General features: G+C 49.5%; 6 protein-coding genes. 2 read left to right on the top strand and 4 right to left on the bottom strand.

The window, feature by feature from the left end:
* The first annotated feature begins 675 nt into the window (after positions 1-675).
* Positions 676-972: a DUF1540 domain-containing protein gene (locus tag EL386_RS06055; RefSeq protein ID WP_126454419.1), complete on the top strand. Its 297-nt coding sequence runs from the start codon at positions 676-678 to the stop codon at positions 970-972.
* 116 nt (positions 973-1,088) lie between these two features.
* On the opposite strand, the gene hrpA is transcribed toward EL386_RS06055, so the two are convergent.
* The 4 genes from hrpA to EL386_RS06035 all read right to left on the bottom strand — a co-directional run bounded on the left by hrpA (position 1,089) and on the right by EL386_RS06035 (position 10,981).
* Positions 1,089-5,045: an ATP-dependent RNA helicase HrpA gene (hrpA, locus tag EL386_RS06050; protein WP_126454417.1), complete on the bottom strand. Its 3,957-nt coding sequence runs from the start codon at positions 5,043-5,045 to the stop codon at positions 1,089-1,091.
* A gap of 211 nt (positions 5,046-5,256) precedes the next feature.
* Positions 5,257-6,258: a phospholipase C/P1 nuclease family protein gene (locus tag EL386_RS06045; protein ID WP_126454415.1), complete on the bottom strand. Its 1,002-nt coding sequence runs from the start codon at positions 6,256-6,258 to the stop codon at positions 5,257-5,259.
* Between the two features lie 154 nt (positions 6,259-6,412).
* Positions 6,413-7,156 (bottom strand): hypothetical protein, encoded by a 744-nt coding sequence (locus EL386_RS06040; RefSeq protein WP_126454413.1) that lies wholly within the window; start codon positions 7,154-7,156, stop codon positions 6,413-6,415.
* A 12-nt stretch (positions 7,157-7,168) separates the two neighbouring features.
* Positions 7,169-10,981, bottom strand: coding sequence for a hypothetical protein (locus tag EL386_RS06035; protein WP_126454411.1), 3,813 nt, complete (start codon positions 10,979-10,981; stop codon positions 7,169-7,171).
* Positions 10,982-11,703: 722 nt separating this feature from the next.
* Here EL386_RS06035 and EL386_RS06030 point away from each other — a divergent pair.
* Positions 11,704-12,327 carry a hypothetical protein gene (locus EL386_RS06030; RefSeq protein WP_126454409.1) on the top strand — a complete coding sequence of 208 codons (624 nt, stop codon included), beginning with the start codon at positions 11,704-11,706 and terminating at the stop codon, positions 12,325-12,327.
* The last annotated feature ends 5 nt before the right edge of the window (positions 12,328-12,332 follow it).

Genomic DNA, 12,332 nt, shown 5'->3' with positions numbered 1-12,332 from the left:
TACATAAGCATGTGGCTTCTAACTTGTCATAGCAGGGTATTGAAAACTGGTTTATTTATTACCGCACATAGCACCAAACCTGTCGTTCACGCCGCATAGGGAATACTACCTATGAGGGGGAAAATCGGCTCGGCGGGGCATAATCTCTAATATTTTAGAATTTATATATCAAAAAAAGTCGGCCAGAACGTATGGGGCACGTTCTGAAAATACTTTAAAGATACGTGGTGTCGGAGCATCGTTGTTACTAACCTGACGTAGCCCAAGCCTTTGCCATTCAGATAATCAGTAACTTCTTATTGAGATAATGCCTTAATTCCGCGCTTCTCTTCTCCTATGAAGGGGATTCAGAACCCGCAGATGCAGTAATGACAAATACGCTTATGGCTGCCCACAAAATTAAGTTCTTCATTCGACCTCCTTATAATGTTCTGAGCTTCCCCTTATTGTTCTCATTGGGTAATGAGTAGCATTTGACACCGACTCCTTATAATTTTTTTATATATTCATCACTGCTTATATTAGTAATATAAGCGTTTTGACTCAAATTTTTCGGCCTTACCCCCCCCCTGTCATAAATAATATCTCTTCGCTGGAAATCGGTTTATCTGTTAGATTTATCCGGTTCTGAATATTAATGCAAACCCATTTGCGAACAGCGCAAAGGAGGTCATCATGAAAATGACCATCGATATGCCCTTCGTGGAAACCTGTACGATCAGCGAATGTGCTTATAACAAGGATGACAAATGCCATGCCCGTGCTATCACCATCGGTGATGGCACCCATCCTGGCTGCGACACCTCGTTTCTCGGTGCCCCATCCCACACCCATGCAAACGGTCTGGCCGGCGTCGGTGCTTGTAAGGTAACCAGTTGCACATTCAATAATGATCTGGAATGTAGCGCTGACAGTATCTCTGTCAGCATGCAGAATGACAGCATCCAGTGCATGACGTACCAGGCACTTTAGAGTTAAGCGGGCCGGTGACAAATGATAACGATACGCATTTGCCACCGAGCCCTTTTATTACCAGCCTTCTATTTGGAATGCCTGTTAAACTAAAGGAGGTTCAGAGCACCATCGTTCTAAAGTAGTTCGCTCTGCGCATCGAGTTTCTTGATTGATACCGGCATTGAGGTCTTTAACTCCTGCGCGAACAGGGACACCCGCATTTCTTCCATCATCCAGCGATAAAGTTCCCACTCCGGACTGAGCCGTTGTTGCGGATCATCACTGATCTGGTTATAGATCCTGTTCCAGTGCTTCTGGCCCTCTGCCTGTCGCTTCTTGTCGGCATCCAGTGAGCGCTCCAGTTTATCCAGGCGCAGGTTAATGGCCTCTATATAACGTGGCAGGTGTTTTAACCACTGGCGCGGCGTGGCGCTAATAAACCCGGCATAAACCAAACACCCCAGTTGTTGCTTAATGTCTTTCACGGCATCAAACCAGGTCAGAGGAATATTCCCCTGCAGGCGCTTGGCGAGTTTATGGTATTGCGCGAGGATGTCATGAATCATGTCACAGGTTTCATCAGACACCTGCATCAGCTTCTTGCCCGCCTCACTGCTAAGTCTGGTAAAGTCTTCTTCTATACGAATCTCGTCAACCTCGGCGAACAGCGCGTAATCGATAATGGCGTCTTCCAGGTCTTGCAGCAGGTGTTGCTTACTGCCAATGGAGGTATAGAACAACTGGATCTTGTCAAAATGGCGCAGGTGCTTGCGCAGGTACTTCATTTCCTGCCGCGCCGTCAGCCTGAACAGGCGGCGCAGCCCGGGGCGCATCTCGGCCCTGGCCTGTTCCCTGTCATTGAATAACTGTATAGAGACACACTCACCCTCTTCATAATCATCCACGATCGCAGGATAGGTGCGGATGTTTAGGCCGTGTTGTTCCAGCTCCACAACCTCGGGCAGGTCACCGAAGTTCCATTCAGTGACCTCTTCTTTCTCAATATCCGAGGTCGGCAATGCCGATAACAGCTTGTCACTCATGCCTGACAGTTCCTGTTGTAAGGCCGGCAGGTCTCTGCCCACACCCAGCACCTTGTTATCCTGATCCACCACGCGGAAGTTCATGTGATAGAACGCCGGCAGGTTCTCCAGCTGCCAGGCATCACTGGGGATAGGCGTGCGACTGACCTTCTGCATATACGCGGCCAGGCTTTCAATTAACGGTAAGGACCTGTCGCCTGCCTGAAGAAAGGCATCGGCATAATTAGGCACCGGCACAAACAACTTGCGCAGTGCCTTCGGCAAACACTTGATCAGGGCAATGATCTTGTCACGCAACAGCCCGGGCACCAGGTAATCAAAGGATGCTTCATGTAACTGCGCCAATATCGCCAGCGGCACGATAACGGTCACCCCATCTTCGGCATGGCCGGGTTCGAAATGGTAATCCAGTTTCAGGGTGACGCCGTTGAGCTCCATGGTGCCGGGAAACTGCCCCTCGCTGATGTGCTCAGCCTCGTGGCGCATTAACTCTTCTTTCTGCAAATAGAGAAGTTCGGGCTGGCTTTGCTGTATGGACTTGAGCCATTTTTCAAAGGCCTTGCCGTTATAAATATCGGCGGGAATACGCTCATCGTAGAATTGATAAAGCGCCTGTTCATCGACGAGGATATCCCGGCGCCTGCCCTTGGCCTCCAGGGCCTCTATCTCTGCAATCACCGACTGGTTATATTTAAAGAAGGTGGCCCGGGTTTGAAAGTCACCCTGCACCAGTGCCTCGCGAATAAACAGCTCACGCGACAACACTGGGTCGATGGGGCCATAGTTAATACGCCGTTTCGGGCATAAAGTAATCCCATAAAGCGTCGTGCGCTCATAGGCCGAGACCTGTGCCGGGCCCTTTTGCCAATGCGGCTCCGAATAACTGCGTTTGATCAAATGCCCGGCGAGGGCCTCAATCCACTCCGGGGTGATCTGCGCCACCATGCGCCCATAGAGGCGCGTGGTTTCGACCAGCTCGGCACACATGACCCACTTGGGTGGCTTCCTGGCCTGCCAGGAGCCGGGGTGAATATAAAAGCGGATATTGCGCGGCCCCAGGAACTCGTTACCCTCTATCGACTTGTTGCCGATATTGCCCAACAGGCCCGATAACAGCGCCTGATGAATGGCCTCGTAACCCGCCTCACTGGTGTTGAGCCTGACGCCCTGCTCTTTGAACAGCGTAAATATCTGCTGGTAAATATCCCGCCATTCCTGCATGCGGTTATAGGAAAGAAAGTTCTGTTTACAGAACGTGCGCAGCTTGTTTTGCGTCAAATGCTTACGCTTGTCTTCATACAGCTGCCACAGCTTGAGGTAAAACAGGAAGTCAGACTTTGGCTTATCCTTGTTCTCCTTATTATTAGTGTCTCCGGCATCTCCATCCACCAGCCCGGCATTAATGAGCCGGTGACGCTCATCGGCCTTTTGTTGTTTATCTACCGGGCGTTCACGCGGGTCCTGCACACTCAGGGCACTGCCGATGATCAACAACTCCTGCAGGCAAGTAAACTGCTTTGCAGCCAGCAACATACGGCCAATCTTCGGGTCAACCGGCAAACGGGCGATCTCCTTGCCCAACGCCGTGACAGTATTGTGCTCATCGACCGCGCGCAGTTCATGCAATAACTTGTAACCATCGGTGATATAACGTGAATCCGGCGGCTCGATAAAGGGAAAGTCTTCAATATGCCCGAGGCGTAGAGACTCCATCTGCAAGATAACGGAGGCCAGGTTGGTGCGCTTGATCTCCGGATCGGTAAACTCGGGGCGATTGTTAAAATCCTGCTCCGAATACAGGCGAATACACACGCCCTCACTGATGCGGCCACAACGCCCCTTACGCTGGTTGGCGCTGGAGCGGGAAATAGGCTCAATGGGCAGGCGCTGGATCTTGCTGCGGTAACTGTAACGGCTGATCCGGACCATGCCCGTATCGATCACATAATGAATGCCGGGCACCGTCAACGAGGTCTCGGCGACATTGGTGGCGAGGATAATGCGCCGATGCCGGGCCGGGCTAAACACACGGTTTTGTTCTTTCGCACTCAGGCGCGCGTATAGCGGCAGGATCTCGGTCTGGGGCGGATGGTGTTTACGCAATGACTCGGCCGCCTCACGGATCTCGCGTTCACCACTAAAAAATATCAGGATATGCCCCGGGCTCTTGCCCTGTGCACGGTCAATTGCCGAGAGCTCGTCCACCGCATCAAGAATGGCCTGTTGGGCATCTCTCGGCTGCGCGTCCTTGTCATCCTCGGCCTTGTTATCCTCCAGTAAGGGTCGATAACGCACCTCAACGGGATAGGTCCGGCCGGTGACCTCGATCACCGGGGCCTTATCAAAGTGGCGGGAAAAGCGCTCCGTATCAATCGTCGCCGAGGTGATGATCAGCTTCAGGTCCGGCCGCTTCGGTAATAGCTGTTTTAAATACCCCAGCAGAAAATCAATATTCAGGCTGCGCTCGTGGGCCTCATCAATAATCAGGGTGTCATAATCATTCAGATACCGGTCGCCCTGTATCTCGGCCAGCAAGATCCCGTCCGTCATCAGCTTTAAATAAGATTTTGGGCCCACCTTGTCCTTAAAACGGACCTTATACCCCACCGTGGCACCGACTTCGGTCTGCAGCTCTTCCGCCACCCGGTTGGCAATACTCCGCGCCGCCAGGCGTCGCGGCTGGGTATGGCCAATCAGGCCAGCCACCCCACGCCCCAGCGCCATGCAGATCTTCGGTAGCTGGGTCGTCTTGCCCGAACCCGTTTCACCGGCAATGATGACGACCTGGTGGTTTTTAATCGCCTCACTGATCGCCTCACGGCGGTCAGAGACGGGTAAATTGTCGGGAAAGGTGGGTACCGGCAGGCCCGCGAGGCGCCCGGCGCGAAGCAAGGCCGAGGCCTGGATATCCGCCTCCAGCTTAGCCAGCTGCGGTACTTGCTCATTTTTGTTCTTTTGTTGCTGTATTTGCCTAAAACGCCGACGAAAGCGGAATTGATCACGCAGCATGCAATCGGCAATCAAGTTATTAAGGGGTTCTGGAGGCATTTTCATCTATTGCGTATTTTACGACAGTATTGAGCTCAGAGCAGCGTTGTGACAAATATTTGAGAAAATACGACCAGAACCTCAAGTTCAGGAAGTCGCCCTGATGCTGGAAGCATAGAGTTGCCCAGATCCACTCATAATGAATGCTGAGAGCCTTCTTTGAGACAATTAACGAAGCTCGATAGAGATTCTAAGTGAGCCCATACTCCATTTATCTATTCGATCCATTTAATTCTAGTCTTTTACTCGCCCAACCGAGTATTTGTAGATCCGCCTTGATTGCCTCAGTATGGAGTTTTGTCACAAAACCCTTGTATCGAAGATCATCTTTTTCAAACTTGCAGTACAATATACTACCTGCTTTGTTTTTCGTTAACGTTCCTGCATTGCCAAATAGCGGGTTACCGTTCTCAATATTATATTTTCCGAAATAGCGTTGCCCTTCTGGCGCTATCCAGAAGTCATACCAACTAAAGCCATCACACCCAGGTATTTCTGACTCTACCATAGTTAAAGTTTTATAAGCCAGACTTCTCCGAATGGCATCGGCTGTCAGCTCTGTCTGTGTTAATTTGCAGAACGAACCAATATCAGCCTGTATCAGTACAGACAAGGCAATGGTATCTGGCTCAATAAGATCAATCTTGTCCTTAATCAAACCATTTTCCACGTGATCCTTCATATAATCTACCAGGTGCTCAAATTTTCCGTAGAAATCAGGAAGCACCGGGCCATGGTAGACAGGAACAACATGTGCAGGGACACTGGCATCCTCGACAAGATGCAGAATACCCCCAAGGGAAAACTCTCTTTTATCATTTTTTTCGTACTTGTTAAACTCTTCTTTCGCCCTCTTCCATAAACGAGTTTGTGACTTGTCAACCCACCCTTGAATTGATAACCGCTCACGGAAGGGGTTATAAAAGTGCCAGTTAACCGTTCGCTTGATCATAGCCAGAGAACCATTCGCAAAAGAATACTTATGCAACCCTGGCAATGCACGCTTGCCTTCATCCATGGCAATATTACCAAGCACTACATGCTCCCTGCGTTCGAAATCCTTATAGGTAACTTCGTTACTGTTACATTTGTTATAAACACTTAAGGCAAGCAACGTTAACGGCTTGTGTGCCAAACGAGGCGAATATGCAAATGTAAATGTCGATGCCAAGACTACAGCTATCACAACACAGAATGAAATGGTCTGTTTCATAACGTTTACCTCCTTCGACACTGCATACCCTCTGGTTATTCATTCAGAATGAACAGGTTATTATTTAATTACCAGAACAAGCAGGGTGTATTCAGAATATACTTAAACAAAACCCAAAGGGGGTTCTCTAACCACCTTGATCTTTTTCTTATTTTTAAGGCACACAGGCAAATGTCTCGTCTGCTGTTATAGTTGACGAGCCTGCGGTATCAGTGATGACTGCACGCATACTAATATCTCCCTCATGAAAGCAATGGCCGGTAAACGTCGCGGCAAAGGGTGTAGGCCCCCTTGGTAAGCGAACCGGTGGGCCAGGAAAATCTCCAGGTGGGTTTTCTTCTACCGGGCTCACCGTAATAGGACCAGCAGTGTTGATCTGCACTTTATCTATACCACTCACATCGCCACCTGATTGAGCAATAGCAAGGTCCTCAACATTCACCGTAATTGGAAAAACCTGCCCTACCTTCTGGTTAGGATGCGGTCCACCAAATACCCAGCCAGAACCCTGGACAAGGCTGGGAGGATGTGAATCCCGTATAGTAACCTCAGCACTTCTAACGTCTTGTCCATCTGCGTTGACCACCGTACAGACAACAGTGACCCGCCTGGACTTTCCGCTTATATGCCATTGAATCGTGCCCTGTGTTCGATATGGCTCGGTTGTGATCGGTACTGGATTGCCAGGATTGACCGTGCCTTCGCCGGCGGGTTGCAAGCTAATAGTATAGGTTCCTGCCGTATTCGCGGCACATCCGACCACAAGCGGATCCCCTTCACCCACATCTGTTGATGACAAGCTTATCGTCGCAACGGGCTTACAGGCAGTCAGTCCTGCAATAACCGCCAGCATCGAAATCAGTATTAATGGCTTTCTTCTGCGTTGCGAAATCGTCATGAGACAATCTCCCTATCGTGGCGCCGGAATACTTGAATTTTTTTTATTTGGCACTTTTTTGACAGGTAGCCTTGGTTTCTTCCACGGCAGAGGTTGTTTGGCGCTGTCCGGTCTGTCGCCGGCGTCGGGAAGTAATTTTCGCTGCGGCCATTTATCAACAGGCTCAAATTCTCGCATCGGGAAGCGGGTAACACCTTTTGTCAACGGATTTGCCGCGACAGGCAGGTAGGGACCGACAGGGCGGAATGCCAGATCGTATGGTCTGGTCGCAGGAATCGTTGCAACGAATGAGAAATCTGGAAACGTAAAGACATGGATCCCCTGGATTGTACCGACTGCGATATATTCCTTATCAGATGAAATCGCGACCGTATTCGTGACTTCGGGAACAAGCCCGCCCAGCACCGCACTGATGTCAGCCGGCTTGTCGATATCGATCATCCCCCAGACATAGCCGAGTGTCGCGGGGCCGAATGCCTTCGAGGTGATAATACCGGCGGCGTCGCCATTGTCAGTAAAATCCAGGGCATTCATGAAAACGCTGGCCGCGTTCAAATTAGTAATCACCCCGCCTTGCACAGTGTTGATTGTATATTTCGTAGCGAACAGTGCTGAGTCATCACCGAGATGCAACAACTCGTGCACGTATTCCCTAATGGGTCGCTGCTCAAGCATAGACGTTTCGGTACTGAAGGCATCATTGATGACCGACCATTGATAATAATGGATTTTACCGGCATTCGCGTCATTTGCCTGCGGTGATGTGAATATTGCCGATAACTTGCTACCCAGGGGGAACCAGGCAAGTTCGACCCGACTCATGCCGTCGACTGCGGATAGCGACTGGCTATCCAGTTCCACACCGTTTTCGACCAGTCTGATCGTGTATGTGGCAAAGTCCGTTGTCTCGACCACGGCATATTGCCCCGCATGTTCGGGTCGGTAGGCGATATTCACACAGTTTCCGGTACAGGGATAGGGCGGCAGGGTTTGTGCCGCAGAATCGGCATCAAAACTTTTCACCTTATTATTACCGGCGCTGTAAGCATAGCCGAGCACGTCGCCGAGACGATCGTATTCCACCCATACCTCATTCGGCGTAGCCGCATCAAACCAGTCAAAGGTTTTTTCCGTTCCCAACTCCACAGTATAAACCTTCAAGGCATGCGAGTTAGCATTGATACGATCCACATAGGCCAACTCATGTAAGACCGGTTCGACTACGGTGGTCGTGGTCGTACAATCATCGACACCACTGGCGGAGAATGTAACCGTGGTATCACCGATGGGGAATACATCAGGTTGATCGTCTGCAATAGTATCGGGAACACCACAGTTCCCAAGCAATTCGGCCCCGAGGTTATCGGTAATGCGGGGATCATCCTTGGCTATCCCGGTTTCGCCGATGTTCAGTTCCACGGTGAAGTCCGGCGTGCATTGCAATGCCAGTTCCTGTTCTGTTACCGAGAAACTGTATTCCTCCGACGAGACGCAGCTGCCCGTATCTTGCGCGCAAGCAACCAGTGTGTGCGACCCGGAGGCAAGTGAGGTGAGATTCACGGGAAATTGCGGGGCCATGCCGCAATCGGTGCACAGCACCGTTGCCGTGCCGCTGCTGTTGCAGTATTCCTGCAGATCAGTCACTGATGCCGGTGGATCAAGCACATAGGCAAGCTGCTGTACATCGTTACCAGTTGAGCTGGCAGTGATATTCAGTTCCAGGTTGCCGCTATTCACACAGTAGTTCTGATTATCTACCCCACTCGGATTCGTGATGGACACATCCAGTATAGAGGCACCGCCCTCCAAGTCGGTGAGGTTGGCACAGAGATTCTCGACTTTGCCACAACCGATGACACCATCTTGTGGAATTAGCATGTCTCCTAACGATAACCATGATGATGACGAGCCATCTGCAGGAAGATAATTCGTCGTCGGCCTGATTTTGTACTGAAATCCTTCGGGAAGGGTTGCGCTGATGTGTACCTCGGCTGCTGCGTCATTATCCGAGTATTTATCACCCACGGCAAAACCGTCGATACCAGCGACAGGTGAGGTACCACTGACCGTCGGGAAGTACTGGCTTGTGGAAAATGTGCTCATTTGCGGCCGATACAATGTGGCCAGCGATTCATCGACACGAATGGTGAGTGCTGCCTTGCCTAAACAGAATTTCTGTTCGGGCAACATGATCACATCATCACTTGTTGCCGGATCCGCGAGCTCGTTCAGCCATTGAGCCAGATCGATATCAACGAAATTGTAGCCGCCCAATACTGCCGGTGTCTTGTCAAAATACAGGCGGAGAGTATCGACATCCCACAGCGTGGGCTTGGCGTCACTGCCATCCAGATTGCCATCCTCAGGGCTCAGGCCGGTGAGCAATAATTCATAATTCAAAGGGGCCTCATGGCTCGCGGGGTCATAGGCACCGTTCAGGCGTCCCCGCGAAATACCACCAAAACCACTGCCGCCATTGATGGAGGGTAATTCCTCTATACCCAGCGCTTCCATATAGCTTTGTTTGGTTGTGACCAGCGTGGTCGTTAAGAACGCAGGGTTATTGATGGCATCCAAATCGGTTTTGCCGTTGATATCGAAGAGCAGAACATTACCCTGGACCTTTACCGGCTTACTGATAAGGCTGACATTGATATCCGTGATTTGATCTTTGACCACGGTGACCTGGCCATTCAGACCATTCCGATGTGGCAACATCAACCACTTATCACCATTGTCCAGGACAGTGCGGGCAATGACGCTATGTGGGCCCTGGGGGGCACCCTTGAATTCCCATTTCTCCGTCGGCAACGTACCAGCCGCGACCAGTGGCGGACTTTTCGAGAATATTCCGCCCGCGGTATCCAGTGATATTTGGGCGATGGCTTCGTCATAACCATTGATATCAAAATAGCCAATTAGCCTCCCGGCATTTCGCTCTACGGGGATCTCGATGGTCGCCGGTGTTTGTGTCTCACCACAGGCCAGCACACCCAGGCTGACGGATTTATCCAGAGGAGTGAACCCCGTACTGGGAATAATAACGAAACCCTCTTCACCTGATTTAGTCTTGACCTGACAACTCACGGTCAAGGACACCGGTGCTGCCGAGGCTCTGACCAGTAACTGGGCCTGTGCGCCAGCACCGATCATCTCGCTCAAGGGGGTGGTCAGTTCACCAGTGGCGGCCTGCAGGCCGGTCGTATTGCTGCCGGGTGGATCTTCCAGGTACGCCGAGACCGTACAAACAACATCCACATTAGGGTCCAGGGCCATCAAGATATCGGGCTCAGCAGGATCCGGTACGAACTTGTACTGCAGACCCAACAGTGCCGCACACTCATTTACATCACACACTGTACCGGCAGGTTGTACTGTTTCCGGCAAGACACCGGGACACTGCTGGACACTTACAGAGTTCGTACTTGAGGAGGCAAAACGATAAGTGGATGTATCAGCGAATAGCATGGAATTCACGAGGACATGAAAGTCGCTACCCGTCTCCTCTACATCAGGATGCAATACATACGATGCAGCCTGATAGGTATTACTATCCGGAGCGGTGTTGACAACAGCATACGCGCCACTAGCTGCCAGGGTATTGTCTCGATACAGTTTGACTGGTAATGCATTCGCCGGCACTGTCACCGGATTGGCGGAGAGGCGGGCCGCCACATCCGGGGAGGTATTGATGAAACTGATTGTTCCGGATACCTTGCCGGGGTTGACTTCCCCTTCCTCGGCACTGCTGGTACCGAAAGCAAGCAGATAGATTAACAGTGAAAGAAAGGTTCCTCTGCAAAGGCTTCCATAACAAGTGTTCATATGCCCCCCAATGTCACCTGGTCAATATAAATGAAAGCACTTCTATAAACGGCTGAAATCACAGCTATTAAAAGTTACCAGAAAAAGCACGAGCGTAAGAAAACAATAAAGCAATAAAGCAATAAAGCAATAAAGCAATATAAACAATTAGATTTTATTAATATTTAATCTATTTATATAGTCTGTTAATCTGAATATATCATTGATCTATATCAATGATATAAACAATTATTCAGTCCAGTCAACGTTAACATATTATTATTTCGCACCCGTACTTTGAACAAAGGGTACTAATCAATTTTATTTACTTTAGGGAAGTTCATACTGCCCCCCTTTTTATTTATAATTAAACCGTAGCCTGTCCCCTATTTACTCTTCCCCGTCTTTTTGTGTAGCTACACACTATTTACCCCCCCCACTCTATTGTTGATCTGGATCAATGCGCTCGTACAGGTTCAGTGCTATATATTTTCATAGTATTTGAGTATTCAATTCATGTAGTCAATATACAAGTATTGTGAGCGGCAGTCTGACCTCTTTTGCTATTAGGGAAATATGCTGCACTTTAGTTATTATAATCCATGCCTTTCCTGTGCAGGTTTACCGGAAATAAATCCTAGACCGATGATATCGATTGTGAAAACAACCTTAGTTGTGTTTCAAGTTTACTGGATATTCACCATTACTCTGCAACATACAAATAATTACAGAAGGAGAGATACATGAGCATTATAAGTAAGCCGTTATTCACTTTGTTGGCCTTCTTTTTTGTATTAATCTGGACATCGACTTGTTACAGTCGAACCTATCGGAATTGTACCTCTGAAGTATACTTTCTTGTAGAGCAAGTGGAAATTGATGATGTATATACCGATCTCAGTCCACCCATAAGATTAAATGCAGGTAATCTCGTTTTCAGAGGATCTGCTCCAACTGGATCACCCAATAAAGCGCGAATGCGAGCCTCAAAGACTGCCGAGAAATGCATAAACAACTGGTATCATGGCGAGAATTGCAGTAAAGCAAGATCTACATCCTACGGAGACGATTTTGGTAGCATTGATATTCGAACCTTGATGACACGATCAATTTGCACTGATTTAAACAATCAAGGAAGAACAGACTTAATGGGACGTTTACTCAGAGGGAAACTGTATGGCAGGATCGATGGCGATCGATGCTGCAAAGACAGCGCCAAAGGCTGTCCCTATAATTATGGTCAGTCACGTGCTGGGCGTTTCAATGATTCGGGACTGGCAGGCAGAGAACTTTGGGACCTCCACTATGAAAGATGTTTTCAGGTGATGGAAATTGTAATTCCGCCAGATCTTCAAGAAAGGGAGTAATTCCT

Origin of the sequence: Sulfuriflexus mobilis, from assembly GCF_003967195.1 — a bacterium.
Lineage (GTDB): Bacteria > Pseudomonadota > Gammaproteobacteria > AKS1 > AKS1 > Sulfuriflexus > Sulfuriflexus mobilis.
Note: the sequence above shows the minus strand (reverse complement) of the source record. Positions and strands in the feature narration are given on the sequence as shown.

Excerpts from the sequence above, each read along its gene's own strand:
- EL386_RS06055 (WP_126454419.1), top strand. The coding sequence starts at position 676 with ATGAAAATGACCATCGATATGCCCTTCGTGGAAACCTGTACGATCAGC.
- hrpA (WP_126454417.1), bottom strand. The coding sequence starts at position 5,045 with ATGCCTCCAGAACCCCTTAATAACTTGATTGCCGATTGCATGCTGCGT.
- EL386_RS06045 (WP_126454415.1), bottom strand. The coding sequence starts at position 6,258 with ATGAAACAGACCATTTCATTCTGTGTTGTGATAGCTGTAGTCTTGGCA.
- EL386_RS06040 (WP_126454413.1), bottom strand. The coding sequence starts at position 7,156 with ATGACGATTTCGCAACGCAGAAGAAAGCCATTAATACTGATTTCGATG.
- EL386_RS06035 (WP_126454411.1), bottom strand. The coding sequence starts at position 10,981 with ATGAACACTTGTTATGGAAGCCTTTGCAGAGGAACCTTTCTTTCACTG.
- EL386_RS06030 (WP_126454409.1), top strand. The coding sequence starts at position 11,704 with ATGAGCATTATAAGTAAGCCGTTATTCACTTTGTTGGCCTTCTTTTTT.